The sequence below is a fragment of the Sphingobacterium sp. B29 genome (assembly GCF_001952815.1).
Classification (GTDB): Bacteria; Bacteroidota; Bacteroidia; order Sphingobacteriales; family Sphingobacteriaceae; genus Sphingobacterium; species Sphingobacterium siyangense.
In genome coordinates this window covers 1,765,271-1,784,498 of the sequence record NZ_CP019158.1, presented here as the reverse complement: position 1 = coordinate 1,784,498, position 19,228 = coordinate 1,765,271, and the positions used below count along the sequence as shown (strand labels likewise).

Here is a 19,228-nt window from a genome sequence, read left to right as displayed (position 1 = left end):
TCGATTATTTGTACAACACAATTGACCAAACAAAATCTATCTTGTAAGTTAAAAAAAAACAATAGACCTTTTCCCATCAATCCTGAAAAAAATACGCTTAAGCCAGAAATCTTGACAAACAAATAGAAATCTTGACAGATTAATCATCCCTATATTAACCTTCGTCACTACAAAAATGCCGTTCGTCAAACTCTTTTTGCCAAGGAATTGATCCTTTGTTCTTTTGGACAAATTAAAACAATATAAAATGAATAAAAACGCAATTTTATCATGCATCGTATTATTTGCCATGATGTTTAGCAAAACACTGTTTGCTCAGGAGCAACCTTTCATTCAATTGGGTATTAAAGGGGGAAGTAGTCTCAACAAACTCAATACCGAATTAGCAGATTTAGATGACAAATATGCCATAGGGTTACACGTAGGGGGTATGGCAAGAGTTAATCTTGGAAGAGCCTATATCCAGGGTGAAGCTCTTTTCAATAAACGTAAAGCAGCACTTAAACCGCAAGGGCAAACCGAAAGCAAACTCAAATGGAATGCGATTGATATCCCCGTTGTTGCAGGCTACAAAATCTACCAAAATCAGGACATCAATTTCCGAGTATTAGCTGGTGCAATTTACAGCTATACGTTAAACGACAATTTGCCACCTCTCAAAGCAATACAACAAGGAATCAAACATTTTGACAAATCAAACTTACAAGTTACCGGCGGTCTGGGAGTCGATATTCAGCGATTTACACTCGATGTTCGTTATGAACGCGGTTTTTCTGACCTTAATAAATCTTTTAAATCCAAACCACAGGCATTTTCTATTGGATTGGGTTACTTTATCTTCTAAAACAATGAATAAGTTTTACCTTTGGAGCTACCTAGGAATCAGGCTCCAAAGGTATTTTTTTTAAATCGTCATATGTTCAAAAAAAACTATTTAAATAAACATCTTTTTCTCATTTCTTTTTGGTTCGTTCTTGGGTTTGCTGTATGGATTCAAATAAAAGGCGAGTTCGATTCGCTCCAGGCTTTACTGCACACCTCGCTAATCATGGCTTCTTCGATTATTGTATCGCAGTGGCTGAGCGACCGGGTTCTACCGCGAGCGATCAAGGCTCAACAAATGAAACCTTTTGTACTAAAAGCAGTGCTTTTTGTAGTTATTTTAGCTATTTTAATTGGAAGTATAGATTTCTATTTCATTCTCACCAAAGAAGGAATAGCTAACCATGAACGGACAGAGCTAATACTCACTCATTTCTATCAAGCAATTCCATCTTCCCTACTGATCAATGGTACGGCCTGCGGAATTAGATTTTATCAGGAACATGCAGATATTCAACGTATCCATGGTCAATTGCAGCAGAATTTTCTTGAAAGTCAGGTAAAATTTTTACAGGATCAGGTCAATCCTCATTTTATGTTTAATGTCTTGAACCATATTCACATCCTCATGAAAAAGAATGTGGAAATGGCCGATTATTTGCTTCTGAAATTTTCTGACATTCTGAGGTATCAGCTCTATGAGTGCAACCAACCGCTCGTACTTTTAACACGCGAACTGCAATATTTACAGGATTTTATAGCCATAGAAAAAATGCGGTGGGGTAACGAACTGGATGTAAGCTGTTCATGGAATCAATCTTCAAAGGATTTATATATTGCACCATTGATGCTTATCTGTTTTGTCGAAAACGCATTTAAACACGTAAACCGCCTTCCAAATCAAAAAGGAAGTATAGCGCTATCCTGTGCTGAGGAAAAAGGAAAACTTCAATTCAACATCAGTAATAGTTATCAGGACTATCCGCAATTAGCTTCGACAGGACACTCGGGCATAGGGCTGGAAAATGTAAAAAAAAGACTGGAACTGCAATATGAAAACAACTATTCGTTAACAATCCATAAACTTGACGACAGTTTTACTATACAACTGACCATCGATCTTAACAGCTAACTATTGACAATGGAAGAAATTAAAATGAAATGTATCATCGTAGACGATGAACCTATGCTGCGCCAACATATTGCCGAAATGACCGAGCAGATCGATTTTTTGGATTTAGTGGAAACATTTCCTTCAGCACTAGCTGCAACTTCGAGGTTACAGCAGGGCGATATAGATCTTATTTTTTTAGATATTAATATGCCCTATCTCAATGGTATAGACTTTTTAGACTCCCTTGAAAACCCGCCTTTATGTATCTTCATCACAGCTTATTCAGAATATGCCTTGGAAGGATTCAGACTTCAAGCTGTTGATTACCTGCTCAAACCTATAATTTTCCAGCGTTTCTATCAGGCCAGCACCAAAGCTTATCAGCTTTTTGTACAGCGGAACAAACCCTTACAGGAAAGTAGTCCGAATGACAATATGTTATTTGTAAGACAGGGGGATGCTTTTGTTAAAATCTCCTGGACAGATATTCTGTACGCGGAAAGTATGCAAAATTATACAAAACTTCACTTTAAAGAACGTACAATTACAATCCATCAAACCATGTTAGCTTTGGAAGAGGCATTACCCGGCAACCATTTTTTTCGTATTCACAAATCCTACCTAGTCAATGTAAACCACATTGATATTATTACTGGAGGGAGAGTATATATACAGGAACAAGAATTACCGATATCGCGTACAAAAAGAGAGGAGCTTCTCCAAAATGTTGTTTTTAAGAAGCTCCTCAGCAGATGATTAAGGCATATTCCATTTAAGTGCTACGGAAGTATAGAAGGTTGGAGAAAACCGGGGGTCCGCCTGACTTTTGTTCTTGAATAAACTTTTCAGCGACCTATCATTTTCTACATACAATCTAGCAAGTGTGCTTCCGCCGGTCAGCTGGAGCTTCAGGCTCTTGCCCAAATTGAACTGAGGCTGAAGCCCAGCTGTCAATAACATAAAACCGGCCAAAGTAGATTTCCCATTTTTTTCTCGCTCTGCAGTCATACCATCTAGATTAACGACAGCACGAAGATCAACCATTTCATTGAGGTGATAGGATGCGGAAAGACCCTGTGGGAAATTCACATTGAACTTCACTTTTCCATTTGTTTTCCAGTCAAAATACAAGCCAGGTAAGATCATTGGCACGCCAAAACTATTGCTCAACACAGGGCCAAAACCAAAAGCTAAATTCGGTCTAAATTTTTTGATAAAAAGCACTCCCCCCTGCCCCAGTACATCCTTACCATTTACTTTAACGAGGTCTGAATAAATCCCAACGGAGGCAAAAGTCAATAGAGACCAATTTTTCCTTAATGAGGTCAGGTATTGAAGTCCCATTTCAGCATTGAGCATTTCAGTCGGGAATAAGGGCTCTTCGTACCCTCTATTTTCCATCTTTGCATAAGCTGCCCCTATCTTCCAGGACCAGCGTTTTATATTGCCAGAAGAATCTATTTTGGTAGATAATGGAACTTCCAGGTTAAACTGTATTCTCCTAAAATCGCTCTTTGAACCTGTCTTAACACTATCTTCAGGGCGAATATAATTTGATAGTGGGACATAATCCACAGCAACCTGTCCCGATACTGCATTTTGAGCATGTGCAGCCAGCGTAGTAAAACCGCTGAGTATAACTGCACATAATACTTGTTTCCTCATGTTTTTTCAACAAAGGAAGCTTTTGGACGGCTCAAGCACCAATCTTTTTGATATAGTGCATGTATACGTTGACCAAATGCAAATTTATCGCGATGTCAAAAAATTTATAACGGCAAGAAGTGCGGATCAAAAGCAATGTTATAGATTGAAATCACACATTGCCGGCATATTAATTTCCTTTACACAGCTTGCCGCTGAAGTAGAGATAATAAATCGTAATGCTTGGATTACATCTTGCAGGGGAATAAGATTACCTTGTGTTTGTACAATAACGTTTTCTATGGTTTCATTATGATCAAATTCTGTCGCTAAATAGCCCAAATTTAATATGGAAACACCTATTTTATCTTTTCTAAGGTTTTCTCGTAAGGAATGGACAACACCACGTAATGCAAACTTTGTCGCAGAGAATGCAACTTCTTTTCCACTGTGGTTATCTAAACCCCAAGTAGAACCAATCAATATAATCTTAGCGTTGGACGATTGTCTTAAATTATCTATTACCGACTGTACATTTAAAATGCAAGACGTAATATTCGTATTGATTAAGTTTATTATTTCGGAGGCGCTGCTATCTGCAAAATTATACGCTTCCGTAAATGCATCTTTTTCCCATATCCCAACATTATAGATAAAATAATCAATCCGCTGATTTCCTATTATCGCCTTTATCATCTCCGAAGATTCTTTCGGTTGGGATAGATCGGTAGCAATCCATCGGATGTCTGAATTGGCACTTAAATAATTTGGTTCATTCCTGGAAATACCAAATATTAGATCATTCTCATTTGGCAAATTCAACGCTATAGCTCTGCCTAATCCCCTACTTATACCAAAAATCAAATATGTCTTGCCACCTGTTTTCAATATCTCTACTGTTTTGTTGTGCTCGGATGCCATTTTTTTCTTAGTTTTAAATATCCACTAAGATAAGATTTATTTTACGGCCTCTACTTTGAATCCTTTTTCTCGGAGTAAGGTAATCAGCCCCTGATCACCGGCCAAATGCCCTGCGCCAACGGCAATAAAACAGGATTCTTCATTGATCATAGGGGGTATCAGGTTACTCCAATTCAAATTTCTCCCAATTAACAATTTTTCTTTTTGTTCTTTCGTCATCCAGGCTGGATCTTGGAGCAATTTTGTCAACTCTTCCAAATTCTCTGATTTATAAGCTTGAACCATCTTAACGGTCAATGCAGGGTATTCCTCCAACTGAAAAACAGATTCCATGAACAATTTAGGTGTAATGAGATCCTTCAGCAAATTAAATTGAAAATCAGGTGTCTCCAACTCTCCTATTACCTTTCCTTGGCTGGTCGCAAGTGCTGACAGCTCAACCTCATAAGACTTCATCTTTGTAGGATCCGGGCAATTAAATCCTTTCATCGAGAACAAGGATATAACAGCAACAGGTGATACATAATCCAACAATTTGATTGAAAGCTGCTGTGCGATCAACACGCTGTCCATCTTTTTGATATCGTCTTCAGAAAATGACTTTATAAAATTCGGATCCGAAACAGTAAATGCCTGTAGAGATTTTGCATTTTCTGGTTTAGAAAGATCAACTTCAAAAACTACCTTTTTACTAGCATTGAGTGCATCTAAATTCTTCTGTTTGATGACAAAGTCGTCTTGACACAACATATGGATCGTACCGAACAAATAAGAATCTTGCTTTAGACCATTACCGGAAATTTTCCATAACATCGAACTGCCTTGGGCAAAGCTATTAATGGTCATACAAATCAGCAGCGCCAATAGAAGTAATGTCTTTTTCATAAGATCGTATAAATTGATTTTTTATATAAAAAAATATAATTTTTGGCTTTTCACCAAAATATTATCTACTGTTTATGGTATTAAATGCTAGTCCCCAAAAATTCTCGTTGCTGTTTTTCGCTTTTAATATCTTCGATATTTTTTTCAATCAACCAGGCTCTAAAATGCTCCGGATCTTGTGGTGTAAAATGGATTACTTCACCACATTTTAAAAGTAGGGAAAAGATTCCGCTAGCGGCAGCGAATTTTACGATTTCGTTAGAATGGTATCCAAGTTGGGAAAAATACTCCATTGTTTTTATTCAATTCTAGAAATACTTATCTTACAAATCGATACAGGTCTTATAGGCCAGCAATCGTTCAGAAAGCATGTTAATTTTTATTTTCTTGCAGTTTTATAATTCATTCAAATATCGTAAATAATTTTAAATATTTCATTAATCAGATTATTAATTTAATTGTTATTTTCATAAATTAATCAAAAAAATTAACAAAGCTTCCACCAGAAATTATAGTAGCTATCCTAGTTCCATTGAATTCAGATCCAATCAATTTTTCCACAGTGGAGTGGTTTTATTTCGACCGTGTCATTCTACATAACATCAGGAGTAAATCTGAAGATGAGCGGGGATCCAATGGATATGTGATAGACAGCTTAGAATCAAGTCTATGGTATTTTTGGAGAAAGAAAAATTATAGCGGTAATGATTTAGGGATTATTAATCTCGAAGGAGAAACAGATGCTGGAGCCCCCAAGGGCAGGCTCATAGTTTATTATTTTGGTATGCTAGCAAAGATCAATTCGAAAAAGGCTGTCCTTTACCTGTTTCAATATATGCTTCTAAACTTTTCACAAATTGTCGCCATCCATCTGTACAAATAGCATAACATTCGATTTCAGGGGATAAGCCAATATGTTCAAGTTGCAACACAACCCCGTTTTCTTTTTCAGTGATGTCCCAAACGATCGTTGTGCCAATCCATTCTTTTTGATTTTTCAATCCAGGAAGGGCTATCAAGGAATCTTCGACATGCCAAACAACTTTTGCATTTTCATATAAGTCTTCCACTTGCATTACTTTGTAAATAAGATCGCCAAAGCGAATTGTAAATCTATCCTCCTTCTTATTGGAAGAGCCCTCAAACATGGTTGTCCACCAAAATGGTATTTCATCGGTTAGTGCTTTAAAAACCCGATCCTTTGTTACACCCAACTGGATCGTTTGACTATAATTTTCCATTGTCAATTTTTATTTTTTGAATAGTACACACGGCCTCGATTTTCCGTTATTATTAACGAATTTATAGATAGATTTTCCAATCGACCTTAGCATAAGACAAGTTTTTCTTCAGTGTCAGGATAGTACATGACGCTTATATAAAATTTATTGCGGATAATAGCTATATACTTTTATACTCCAAGCAACAGATTACTAATCAAATATAAAACCATCTATGAAGACTATGCTTCAAAAATTAGGAATATTAGGATTTCTGATCGTACTAAATTTCTCCACTTTCGCTCAAAAACTAGCGGTAATTGACCTAAAGGTAGAACATCTGAGCAATCCATTAGCCATCGAAACCGAGATTCCGAGATTGAGCTGGAAAATAACCTCTACGGAGAAAAACACACAACAAGCCGAATATGAAATTCGAGTGGGAACAGACAAAGTTTTCTTAAATAAAGATAAAGATCTCGTTTGGAAACATCGTTCTTCCACAGATCAATCTGTGTTAATTGACTACGCGGGATCTCCCCTTCAGTCAAAGAAAAAATATTTTTGGCAAGTCCGGGTAAAAGACAATCATGGCAATACATCTGCCTGGTCCACAATAGGATTCTTTCAAATGGGAATCTCAACCTCAGATTGGTCTGCACAATGGATCACTGTCTCAGGAAAGGACACTTCGTCCCGAAGTCCACTTTTCAGAAAAGAATTCAGCCTGAAAAAAAAGATAAAATCAGCGATGGCCTATATTACGGCAAAAGGCCTATACGAAGCCAAGCTTAATGGCGCTCGTATAAGTGACACATATTTTGCTCCGGGATGGACCAGCTACAAGAACCAGTTGCAATACCAAGTTTACGATGTTACAGCATTGCTTAGGGTCGGTTCGAATGTGCTGGGCGCAAGTCTCGGCAATGGCTGGTATAAAGGCCGTATTGGATTTGGAAATCAGCATAATTTCTATGGCGATACACGGGGACTGCTTTTACAACTTGAGGTCGAATATACCGACGGCACAAAGGAAACAATAAATACGGATGAGAACTGGAAGTATACTTATGGGCCTATTATGGCGTCGGATATCTATGATGGAGAGATTTACGATGCTAGAATGGAGATTACTGGATGGGATAATATTGATTTTAAAGAAGATAGCAACTGGAAGAATGTAAATGTGATGAACAAAGGAACGGAAAAGCTTATCGCGATGAGCGGTCCTCATGTTAGGAAACATGAACAGTTTAAAGCCCTCAGCATTTTTAAAACCCCAAAAGGGGAAACTGTGGTAGATTTTGGGCAAAATTTGGTGGGATGGGTGATTTTGAAGGCACAGGGCCCTACTGGAACAAAGATTACACTAAGTCATGCTGAAGTACTTACTAAAGAAGGTAATTTTTATACAACAAATCTACGATCTGCCAAGGCTCAGGACAGCTATATTTTAAAAGGCGGGGCCGAACAAGTCTTTGAACCACATTTTACTTTTCAGGGTTTTAGGTATGTTAAAGTTGAGGGCTATCCCGGAGAATTAAAATCCGATGATCTAACGGCCGTGGCTCTGTATTCTGATATGGCGACGACGGGTAAATTTACGACTTCCAATCCCCTAATCAACCAATTGCAGCACAATATTCAATGGGGACAAAAAGGAAATTTCGTAGATGTACCTACCGACTGTCCACAACGCGATGAACGCCTAGGTTGGACAGGCGATGCACAAGCTTTCGCGAATACCGCGGCTTACAACATGGATGTAGCAGGATTCTTTACGAAATGGCTAAAGGATGTCAAAGCTGACCAACAACCCAGCGGACTCATTCCTCATGTCGTACCAAATGTACTTGGGATCAATGATGGCGCATCAGCTGGTTGGGCCGATGTAGCCACAATTATTCCTTGGGATATGTACCGCGCTTATGGAGATCGCAGAATATTAGAAACACAATACGAAAGTATGCAAAAATGGGTGGGTTATATTACTTCTGTTGCGAAAAATAATCTCTGGAATTCAGGTTTTCATTTTGGGGATTGGCTTTTTTACCGTCCGAATGATGATAATGATGGAAGAGCCGCTGTAACCGATAAATATCTAATCGCACAGACTTTTTATGCTCACTCGACGCAACTACTGATTAACGCAGCGGAGGTCTTAGGCAAAAAAGAAGACGTTGCCAAATACACGGCATTACTTTCTAACATCAAAGCAGCCTTTGCAAAGGAGTATATGACTCCAACAGGTCGCCTAGTATCCGGTACACAGACGGCTTATGTACTGGCACTGCAATTTGATATGTTGCCTGAAGAGCTACGATCTGCTTGTGCTGACCGCCTTGTTGCCAACATCCGGGATTATGGCAACCACCTCACGACAGGTTTCTTGGGCACCCCTTATATATGCCATGTCTTGACTCGATTTGGACACAATGACGTTGCATACGATCTATTGATGCAAGAGAGTTATCCCTCTTGGCTCTACCCCGTGAAAATGGGCGCTACCACCATCTGGGAAAGATGGGATGGTATTAAACCTGATGGATCTTTTCAAACTCCAGACATGAATTCCTATAACCATTACGCCTATGGCGCCATTGGTGACTGGATGTATCGAACAATAGCTGGAATTAACTCGGCAGCAGATGCTCCGGGTTATAAATCAATCGTTATTGCTCCAAAACCGGGTGGTAAATTAACACATGCATCTGCAGAACTTGAAACGGTGTACGGTACGGTAAAATCGGTCTGGCTGTTAGAGAATAATCTATTGAAACTAGATGTCACCGTTCCGGTAAATACACGGGCAAAAATTGTACTCGTTGATTCCAGCCACAATATAGGTTCGGGTACTTATCATTTTGAAAGTAGTGTCAAATAAGCATAAAAGCCACGTCACACGACGTGGCCTTAAACTAAACATATGAAACAATTGTATTTTCTGTATGCCGCTGATCATAGCGCATAATATACTCTTTCGGTGTGCAACCGATAATCTGTTTAAATACGCGGTTAAAATTTGTAATGCTATTGAAGCCACAGTTATAAGCGATAAATGAGATATTTTCCAAATGTAAATGATCTTTTCCCAATTGACTGCAAACCTCATTAATTCGTATCCGGTTTAGATAACCAACTAAGGTAATTCCACAGTGTTTTTTGAAATAACGGCAGAATGCCTGTGGCGACAAGTGTGCACTTTCTGCTACACTCTCTAAAGTAAGCCCATGTTTAAAATGTGTATTGATATAATGACAAACCTTTTCAATTCGGTTATTTTTTCCAATCAAACAGACGGCAGCCTCCATGGGTTCAGGACAGAGTGAATCTGTTCTCTTTGAAATTTGAGATAGTGTTCTTAACAAATAAAAGAAATGCATCATTTTATCTATCTTTTCGGCTTGTTTTAACAACATAATACGCTTAGATACCACTTCGAAATCCATCTTAGGAATCTTAAACCCCCTGGAATCCTGTTTTAAAAATTGCTCCAATGGTTCAAATTCGCCCAACATAAAGAGCTGTTTTAATCTCCCAGCAGGATCAAAAAATATGGAAATCGAACGTGCCGCATCGCTCGCCTTATCTTCGGAAACAGATTTAAATACATGCGCCTGGTTCGCGCCAATGAAGAAGATATCGTTTTCTTTAAAGCTATGCAAGGTTTCATCCACGAGCAATACACCTCTTCCCTTTGTAATCCACATCAGTTGCGCTTCTTGATGACGATGCAAATGCGGGTAGAAAGATTCCGATATATCCTCTTGAACAGTTATACTCTGTCCTTGTATCACGGGGATATTAAACTGTAGTGTTTTCATAGTGCGTCGGTATTTAGGGTACTCAACATTGGTTTACTAAATATAAATAACAAACACAACATATTTATTATACGTCAATCTGAGATCAAATAAAATATCAAGATTTGCTCATTATTGGATAATTTTTGCACTTTGATCTTTTGGATCTATTAAAAACAAGGGGAGCCCCGCTTTGCCCCCCCCTAATCGTTATTGTGTTATACGCGTTACTGTTGGCAGTTTCACCTGAACCTCATAAGTACCTTCCATCAATAGTTGGAATCCAAATACGGGGTTAACATTATTAGCACTCAACCCATCTATCTGTGCATACTTCATTGGGATGCGATAATAATTGAGAAATCCCCAATCTGTTCCATCTTTTCCAATTAATTTAGCCAATGGAAAGGGGGCTACTTCAAAATCACAGATCATTGAATTATCTGTAACCTGTACGGGATTAAACTTCACATGAGATTCAAACATCGGACGATCCCCTCTTTTGATCACTTCTCCATTTTTAGGATTGAATGCATTTCCATTTTTATCGACGATCTTTAGAATAACACGAGCGCCATCGTTTGAAATTTTTGTACAAGTCACCTTTGGAGCCGTGATCCCAGTAAAAACTTCAGCAGCACTTGATCCTGACGCCGCCTGATATGTTACTTTAAACATATCATCAATCGTGGGCTCTACAATCTCAATGGTTGCCAATTTAGGGAATACCCGTTCTCCTCTTGGATTGGTCATTTTGACATCAAAATTAAAACGCCCTAGAGGTAGGTTGGCAGAAGCTCGATTAAAAACCAGCTGTCCACTGACGGTATTGAATTCCATCGGAGCCTTTTTTACTGTTTCTCTCTTTTTATTGAGAAGCTCAACCGTGGTATCTGTCTCGGCATTGAATACTAAACCAGGCTTAAAGGTTAAAATGTCAAATTCTTTAAAAAAGACATCCGGTGCGGGCTGACCTGTTGCTTCATCCTTTAAATTTAACAATTCGAATGTATAGGGCGGAGTGGAGCCATCCGTATTGATACGGTCAGACATCGTAAGCGACATCCCACGTTTACAAAAGATGGTATTGTCTTTATAACGGATACCTTCACTCAAAAAACCGTTTTCAATTTTTTTGCACCCAGAAGTCAGTGTAAAAACAAACACTAGGCTATATAAAATTTTTAAATTCGTTTTCATATCTGTTTTTAGTCAGCCATTTTTCCGGCGTTAAAAAATAAACGATGTGTGTTTTGCAATACATGCAATACACCTGTCGTCGTAATAATTCCTGAGGTTTGACAATCATAGGATTTATCGAGCTGATCTTTGGGAATCGCATTATAATCTGGTTCTTCAGCATCAAGAGTCCCGATAACCTTTGTAAAATTGAGATAGTCTACATAATCCAAATAATCGCTGTAATCACGTGTTCTACGCAACTTAATATTGAACCTGACATTTGGGATCGCGCCAAGCTTGCTCACAAAATATTTATTATCCGGGCTGAGATTCTCTCTTGTAATCTTTCCATCGAATAGATAAATCATCATCGAATCACGTAGTTCCTTGACTGGGATGTTATTTATCCCGAACTGAATATTTTCGTTTCCTACTTCAATGATCTTTTGTTGTTTTTTGGCGGCTACATAATCCCGTACGCCATAATCACTCGTAGCAAAGAAAGTGACATCCGAATTGACAATATCTTTAATACCAGCGCGATCTATAATCTTAACCAATGAATCAAAGCTTCCGTGCTGCTTTAAAAAATCATAGGTTGTCTGATTCACGTGGGCGTCGCTCTTTCCTCCATCTACTTTGTAATTATCTTTCTTACAAGCAAAAAGAAAGATCAATAACGACGCAAACAATCCTGTTATCTTTTTCATAATTCTTTTAGTTAGTGCTTAAACCTTTCCTCTCCAGTAAGAGGTCTGTGTCAACTTGTTATTATTTTTGAATAGGGCTGGATTAATCGGCCAATAGAATCCTTCCTGACGAAAACGGGATTCTGAAAGCCATGGAACAAAATTGCTGTATTGCCTTGTTCGCAATAGATCATAAAAAATATGCCCTTCGAGATAAAGTTCCTTACCTCTTTCAATAATATATTCGTACATGACATCGTCTTTACTCGATGTATTATCCACGAATGCAGATTCATCGGCGCCATTCCTTTTTCTAAATTCGTTGATGATATCGATCGCTTTGGAGACTTGATTTCTATAGAGTGCAATTTCGGCTTTCAACAAGCGCATATCCGCTAACCTAAAGACAATCAAATTATTGCTAACATAAGGATCTTGCTTTTGTGAGGGATTACGGTAGACAACATTTTGATATTTTATGCAAGTAGCTTTATCGCTGTTTAAATCTGTAAAATTACGTCGACAGCGAATATCACTATCGTCAAAGACTTGTGAAGGCATCGCTTTCCACTCCCACTGCTGCAAACTTGTATTCCAATACCAATCCCAAACTTGGTCTATCTTATAAAAATGATTTGTCAGATAATCTGAATTGACATAACACCTCGAATTTGTTCCAGTAGTTGCCAGCTGCGCTGTTCTCAAAAACATATTGGCAATATGTTGATTGGTTCCTTCACGCGTATTTTCACTCATTGCAATTTCAAAAATACCTTCACTCGAAAGTCCTTCGAAAGTCTTGTAATAATTAGATGTATCGGTCAATGAATACATACCATTATTTAAGATTTCATCGATGGCCTTATCGGCTTTGTCTACCGTTTCGAGATCCGGTTGGTTTGAATTGACATCGCTCATTGTTGCCTTCCAAAGGTAAAAATGTGCTAACAATGCATTCACCGCGCCTTTATTGGCTGTAACTTTCGCATTCCCAACAAGTGAATATTGCCAAGGTAGCAGTTCATGTGCCAACAGTGCGTCCTTCTCAATCTGCGCCATAACCTCTTTTTTGGTACTTCGTGCTAATTCTGGAGCAGAAATAGGATCATCGTATTCTTCAGTTACCAAGGGGACATCTCCCCAAACACGTAGCATCATAAAATAAGTGAACGCCCGTAAAAAATAGGCCTCTCCGAGCATCTCATTTTTGAATTTCGTCGGATTGGTCACATCGGTCAGCAAGTCGTCCGCTACCTTAGGAACTCGATTAATAAGGATATTGCTCATTGTAATCGCTTTATAATACTTGGTCCAGTCTCCGAAGTTTTCTACGTTGTATTGAAATGTGAAATCTCCGTCTTGAATTCCTTCCAGACCATCGCCATTATACTGGATTGTAAAATAATTCTTGGCAATTGCATCGCCATACATAAAGTATCGAGGACTCGGATTCCAGTTACCTGAATTCATCACATCCCGTACCAAGGCATAGTTACCTGCCATAGCACTTCTCAAATCGCCGGAGCTTTTCCAATACGCACCCGCGAAGGTTGAATTGACAGGTTCTTCCACCAAAAACTTTTTACATGACCCTAGCAAGAAAACCAGCATCAGTAGCACAGCTAGTCTATAGTTTAAAAAAAATCTTTTCATCGTCTTAAAAAGTTAGTTCAAATCCTAATGTATATTTTCTTGGAATAGGATAACCCCCACCGTTATACTCTCCATATGGGTTTACTGCCTCGGCATCAGGCAATTTTTTTGATTTTTGCCAACGGGCTACATTGTCAACTATACCAAAGAATCTCACTTTAGAAATACTCCATTTCTTGCTAATGCGTTCAGGGAGGTTGTAAGAAAAAATAAGGTTCTTGAAACGCATATAGGAACCATTTTCTAAAAAGAAAGTCTGTGCAGAGGTATAGTAGTAGCGATAGGTACCAATATCATATTTGGCATATTCAGCTTTATCACCTGGCTGCCTCCAAATATTCAGTTTATCTAAATCCCGTATCGAATAGTAAGTGAAATTTGATACCGCATCTCCAGAAGTGGAATTATTAAATTGATCTGATTCAAAAAGATTTAGTACATCTCTTCCAAAACCATAGGTAAAAAATAAAGTAAGCGAAAAGTCTTTATAGTTAAAGACATTATTCCAACCACCGGTCCATTTAAAATTGGGATCTCCAATAGCCCTTTTATCAGGATTGATACCACTGTTAAACACGTCTACAAAATAATCGCCATCAACATCTTCAAAATAAAAATCTCCTGGATTGAACGTTCCATTGGAATTGCGATAACGCTCACCTGTATAGGGGTTAACAGGAATATCATCCAGGGTAGCAAAAACGCCCAAAGTTTTATAGAGATAGAATGCGTTGATTGGACTACCTACGGAAAGGATATGTGATTTATCAAATCGATCGCCGTCCATGACCATATCACGGCCACCATTTGGAAGGTTCATAATTCGATTCTTGACATAAGAAATATTTAAATTGGATCGCCAGGTCAATGCGGAGCTACGTGGGAGAACATCAGCTGATAATTGAATATCGACACCTGAATTGCGAATCCCGACAGAATTTGTTTTGGCATAATCATATCCTGAAGTCACCGGGAGCATTACATCAAATAGTCCGTCATAATTTTCCTTATTAAAGACATCGACCATAGCTGTAAATCGCCCCTTGTACAACTCCATATCGACACCTAAATTCCATTGCCTGTTGCGCTCCCAGCTGAGATTCTTTTGGGCAACGCCATTGTTAAAGTTTGGTGTAATAGCCACTTGGCCATTATAGGAAGTTGCTCCGGAATTACCCTGATACCCCCCATTATTGACATTATAGAGATTATACTGCAAATAGTTGCTTTTGGGGAGAGATCCGGTCAACCCGTAACTTCCTCTAATTTTAAGTAAGGTGAATGTAGGATTGTTTTTCAGAAAATCTTCTTCAGTTAAAATCCAGCCAACAGATGCCGATGGAAAATATCCCCATTTGTTGTTCTCTCCAAAGCGGGACGAACCATCAGCACGTACAGCACCTGAAAAAAGGTATTTACTATCAAAATCATAGGAAAAGCGACCGAGATAAGATAGCTGTGACCATTTTTGCAAATCGGAGTTGGCACCAATATTATTTTGCAGAAAACCTGTAACCACTTGGATCTGATCCGATACGCCCTGGCTGCCCCAAGCTGATACATTTTGCATTCTATTCTTTTCAGCTTCCTGGCCCAGTAATACATTGAGCGAGTGTTTTCCAAACTGTTTGACGTAGGTTAAAAAGTTCGATATCCTGACCTGGCTATTCTCATAAGAATAAGCTGACGAATAATTACCCGCCCCACTCATCAAGGCTGATGGTCTATTATAAGCCCTGTTGGCCATATCTTTAATATAAGCAGATTGGGAGGTAAAAGTTAACCCAGGTGCAATATTGAAAATCAGATTTAGATTGGTATTCAGATTAGAAGATTCATTATTGTCAAGACTACTATCATAGGTACCCAAAAGATAAGCTTTTTTAGCATCTGAAAGATTAAAAAGTGATGATGGCATACTACCCGCACTCAATGCTATTGGGCTCACATCACTCCCGCTCCCCCGCGCTCGCTTATTATACGAATAGGCAACAATGGGATTGATCGTTAAACGCTCATTGATAGCCTTACTGGACAAATTGAGTCTTCCTGTATAGCGTTTAAACCCGGTTGCTTTAATGATCCCGGCCTCATCGTAATAATTTCCGCTAAAACGATACGAACTAATTGCCGATCCGCCACTAACAGAAAGGTCTGCACTCTTTATCTTTCCTTTTTGGTAGAATAAATCCTGCCAATCTGTATTTCCATTGAATGCAGGGTTTAGCGAATCGGTAAGCATAAAAGGTAGATTTCTAAAATCGTTGGAAGAGAGTTGATTTTTTAGTATCCTCATCTTCTGCTCACGCTCGGTTCTTCCGAGTGTTACTTCACGTAGTTCGGGCCGTTGCGTTAGACCTCCATATCCGGTTAGCATAAAACGGGGATCGCCATTACGCCCTTTTTTCGTCGTAATCATAATCACCCCATTTGCTGCTCTAGACCCATAAATTGCAGCAGCAGAAGCATCTCTGAGCACGTCCACAGATTCGATATCATTCGGATTTAGACCTGCCAGGTAGTTGGTTCCTGTTCCTGTATTCGGACCCACAAATTGTTCTGTAGGCTGCGGAACTCCGTCAATAACATAGAGTGGATTACTAATGACATTGTAATAGTCGTCATTGGAGTAATTCAGGCTAACTGCCGATGTACCACGAACAGCCAATGTTGGCGAAGCACCCGGAGCGCCAGAAAAATTCTGAACGTTGACGCCAGCTAATCTTCCCTGAAGCAACATATCAAAACTGGCAGCTGGAAGATTTTCCAGATCCTTACCTGAAATACTTGATATAGCTGCAGTAGCTTTTTTGCGGGAAGTACTTTGATAACCGATTACCACGGCCTCGTCAAGAATACTTAATGTTTCGACCAAGGTAAAGGTCATTTTACCGGTTGCAGGGATAGGCTGACGCGCCCGCTCGTATCCGATAAAACTCGTCTCCAAGACATCTCCAACTTTACCTGAAATCTTAAAATTCCCCTGATCATCGGTCTGTGTACTATTGGAAGTACTCGTGTTTCTTAAAGTTACTCCGGCTAATTGCTTACCATTCTTATCACGTACGGTACCCGTGATCTGCTGGCCTAGTGCAATTAGTGAAGTTAGAAACACAGATAAAAATAAAACTATCTTTTTCATTTGTGTTTGATTAGGTGCTCTTACTTAGGTTATTCCAAATATAGGAGCTAAACACAGGTCTAATTTTCTTAATTATTACCAGTTTACAGCACTTTTTTAGCAAAAAAACAAAACGGGGCGCCATGTAGTCTAGCAAGACTGTTACATTTTGATTGATGGCTTTTTTACACAATTTTATATCTTTAGCTTAAGAAAAACCGATTTACATCGGTAAATCAATTATAGACCCAGGTACTACAATGACGAAACTAAAATGCATCATCCTATTGTTGTTCTTCAATTGTTTTATGGCAGTTGGTCAGGATGCGATCAGAATAAATCACTTACCTTTCATTCAAGGACTGACAGAGCAATCTGTTTCCATTATTTGGACGACAGACAAGCCTGCTACTGGCTGGGTTGAGCTGGCCCCAGATGACTCCAGTCACTTTTACTTTAAGGAAAGACCAAAATATTATGCGGCTGCCTATGGCTTCAAAAAGGTAGGCACTTTACATCAGGTTACATTGACCAATTTAAAACCTGGAACACGCTATAGATATCGTGTGTATAGTCAGGAAGTTCTCAAACATGTTGGAGTCAATGTGCAATATGGAAAAGTAGTGGCCACTGATGTCTATCAAAAGGCACCCCTATTTTTCCAAACCTTTGGCATGGCCAAATCTACCCATTTTACGGTAGTTAATGATATTCACGAACGCAATGAGGTTCTCGATAAGCTATTGGATATCGGCGGTCTAAAGACTAGTGACTTTGTGGTATTCAACGGTGATATGGTTAATAACCTATTAAGTGAAACACAACTATATGAAGGGTTTATGGATACCGCCATTAAAAAGTTCGCCAGCGAAAAACCAATGTTTTATTCAAGAGGCAATCATGAAACACGTGGACCTTTTGCCACTGAATATCCCCAATATTTCCCAACACCAACAGGTAAACTATATTACCAATTTAGGCATGGAAATGCTGGTTTTATCATTTTAGATTGTGGTGAAGATAAACCCGATACCGACATTGAATATAGTGGCATTGTAGATATGGATAACTATAGAAGCGAACAAGCGGCCTGGTTAGCTCAAGCTATTGAAGATCCGTCATTTAAAGATGCCAAATATAAGATCGTAATCTGTCATATGCCCCCTTTTGGTGGATGGCATGGGGAACAAGAGATTTTGGAGAAATTTGTTCCTATCCTCAACAAAGCAGGAACACAGATCATGCTATCAGGACATTTACATAGAAACATCATCAAAAATGCGACAAATACGATACAATTTCCGGTCATTGTAAATTCCAACAATAATGTGCTTCGCGTAGATTTAGACGATGAAAAAGGAATCTTCAAAATTCTCGATCAGCAGGGGAAAACGGTGGACCAAGTGATCATTAACCCGTTAAAATAAAACAACAAATTTGCTCATGAATGAGGACTATACGGCCATAACCGTATGTTGTAAAACTACCATATAGATATTTTAACTCTATTCTTTATAATTAAGCAAATTATGGTAAATTAATCTAAATGAATACAATATCGACTGAATATCTGATGACCTCAGAACTTGACAGGAACGAAAAAATTGCTATCATGGGATTATGGAATAAAGAATATCCCGCAGTTATGGCATATTCCAGCCTATCGACCTTTGAGAACTATTTGGAAAGCTTAGGCCAACCACAACACATCCTTGTCAAACAAAATCAACAAATTGTCGGTTGGTGTTCAAAATTTGATCGCGATACAAAACGCTGGTTTCTTATTATACTTTCAAGTCTTTTACACAAAAAAAAGAATAGGTTCCAATCTACTTGACAGATTGAAATCTGAAGAAACGGAGCTTAACGGCTGGGTGATAGACCATCACATGGAGAAAAAAAATAATAATTGCCCGTATAATTCACCGCTAGGTTTCTATATGAAAAATGGTTTTGAAGTCGAACCGAATCAACGTCTTGAGACTTCCAACCTATCAGCAGTAAAAATAAAATGGTCAAGAAGATAGCGCAGGAAATTTACCTGCACTTTCATATGCAAATGCTAATAGCAAATCGTACTTCCGTCAATTTCTAACAAAAAAAGCTTCGAAAGAGCAAAGAAAAACGACCCTATGTGCATCTATCAGGGGAACGAGCATTAGCTGAAGAGCCTT

At 38.7% G+C, this 19,228-nt stretch carries 16 protein-coding genes; 6 read left to right on the top strand and 10 right to left on the bottom strand.

The window, feature by feature from the left end; all coding sequences use genetic code 11:
- The first annotated feature begins 247 nt into the window (after positions 1-247).
- The 3 genes from BV902_RS07465 (at position 248) to BV902_RS07455 (ending at position 2,692) form a co-directional block, all read left to right on the top strand.
- Positions 248-844 carry a porin family protein gene (locus BV902_RS07465; protein ID WP_075991395.1) on the top strand — a complete coding sequence of 199 codons (597 nt, stop codon included), beginning with the start codon at positions 248-250 and terminating at the stop codon, positions 842-844.
- A gap of 204 nt (positions 845-1,048) precedes the next feature.
- Positions 1,049-1,954, top strand: coding sequence for a sensor histidine kinase (locus BV902_RS07460; protein WP_172840653.1), 906 nt, complete (start codon positions 1,049-1,051; stop codon positions 1,952-1,954).
- 9 nt (positions 1,955-1,963) lie between these two features.
- Entirely contained in the window at positions 1,964-2,692 is a 729-nt protein-coding gene (locus tag BV902_RS07455) for a LytR/AlgR family response regulator transcription factor (RefSeq protein ID WP_075991393.1), read from the top strand.
- Here the strand turns inward: BV902_RS07455 and BV902_RS07450 are convergent, their stop codons facing one another.
- The 5 genes from BV902_RS07450 to BV902_RS07430 all read right to left on the bottom strand — a co-directional run bounded on the left by BV902_RS07450 (position 2,693) and on the right by BV902_RS07430 (position 6,627).
- On the bottom strand, positions 2,693-3,601 hold the full coding sequence (locus BV902_RS07450; protein ID WP_075991392.1) for a DUF6268 family outer membrane beta-barrel protein: 909 nt from the start codon (positions 3,599-3,601) through the stop codon (positions 2,693-2,695).
- Positions 3,602-3,739: 138 nt separating this feature from the next.
- Entirely contained in the window at positions 3,740-4,501 is a 762-nt protein-coding gene (locus tag BV902_RS07445; protein WP_075991391.1) for an SDR family NAD(P)-dependent oxidoreductase, read from the bottom strand.
- 36 nt (positions 4,502-4,537) lie between these two features.
- On the bottom strand, positions 4,538-5,386 hold the full coding sequence (locus tag BV902_RS07440) for a TraB/GumN family protein (RefSeq protein WP_075991390.1): 849 nt from the start codon (positions 5,384-5,386) through the stop codon (positions 4,538-4,540).
- A gap of 80 nt (positions 5,387-5,466) precedes the next feature.
- On the bottom strand, positions 5,467-5,679 hold the full coding sequence (locus BV902_RS07435; RefSeq protein WP_075991389.1) for a hypothetical protein: 213 nt from the start codon (positions 5,677-5,679) through the stop codon (positions 5,467-5,469).
- Between the two features lie 504 nt (positions 5,680-6,183).
- Entirely contained in the window at positions 6,184-6,627 is a 444-nt protein-coding gene (locus BV902_RS07430) for an SRPBCC family protein (RefSeq protein ID WP_075991388.1), read from the bottom strand.
- 223 nt (positions 6,628-6,850) lie between these two features.
- On the opposite strand from BV902_RS07430, the gene BV902_RS07425 reads away from it, so the two are divergent.
- Complete coding sequence (locus BV902_RS07425) at positions 6,851-9,490, top strand: alpha-L-rhamnosidase (RefSeq protein ID WP_172840652.1); 2,640 nt, start codon at positions 6,851-6,853, stop codon at positions 9,488-9,490.
- A gap of 34 nt (positions 9,491-9,524) precedes the next feature.
- On the opposite strand, the gene BV902_RS07420 is transcribed toward BV902_RS07425, so the two are convergent.
- The 5 genes from BV902_RS07420 to BV902_RS07400 all read right to left on the bottom strand — a co-directional run bounded on the left by BV902_RS07420 (position 9,525) and on the right by BV902_RS07400 (position 17,075).
- Entirely contained in the window at positions 9,525-10,430 is a 906-nt protein-coding gene (locus tag BV902_RS07420) for an AraC family transcriptional regulator (protein WP_075991386.1), read from the bottom strand.
- Positions 10,431-10,619: 189 nt separating this feature from the next.
- Complete coding sequence (locus BV902_RS07415) at positions 10,620-11,609, bottom strand: DUF5007 domain-containing protein (RefSeq protein ID WP_075991385.1); 990 nt, start codon at positions 11,607-11,609, stop codon at positions 10,620-10,622.
- Between the two features lie 8 nt (positions 11,610-11,617).
- A complete protein-coding gene (locus tag BV902_RS07410) occupies positions 11,618-12,301 on the bottom strand; it encodes a hypothetical protein (protein WP_075991384.1) in 684 nt (227 codons plus the stop codon).
- A gap of 18 nt (positions 12,302-12,319) precedes the next feature.
- Positions 12,320-13,933 (bottom strand): RagB/SusD family nutrient uptake outer membrane protein, encoded by a 1,614-nt coding sequence (locus tag BV902_RS07405; RefSeq protein WP_075991383.1) that lies wholly within the window; start codon positions 13,931-13,933, stop codon positions 12,320-12,322.
- Positions 13,934-13,937: 4 nt separating this feature from the next.
- Entirely contained in the window at positions 13,938-17,075 is a 3,138-nt protein-coding gene (locus BV902_RS07400; RefSeq protein WP_075991382.1) for a SusC/RagA family TonB-linked outer membrane protein, read from the bottom strand.
- A gap of 239 nt (positions 17,076-17,314) precedes the next feature.
- Here BV902_RS07400 and BV902_RS07395 point away from each other — a divergent pair, with 239 nt between their 5' ends.
- Positions 17,315-18,481, top strand: a complete 1,167-nt coding sequence (locus BV902_RS07395) for an FN3 domain-containing metallophosphoesterase family protein (protein ID WP_075991381.1) — start codon at positions 17,315-17,317, stop codon at positions 18,479-18,481.
- Between the two features lie 119 nt (positions 18,482-18,600).
- Positions 18,601-18,891 carry a hypothetical protein gene (locus BV902_RS27080; protein WP_083663505.1) on the top strand — a complete coding sequence of 97 codons (291 nt, stop codon included), beginning with the start codon at positions 18,601-18,603 and terminating at the stop codon, positions 18,889-18,891.
- Positions 18,892-19,228: the final 337 nt, after the last annotated feature.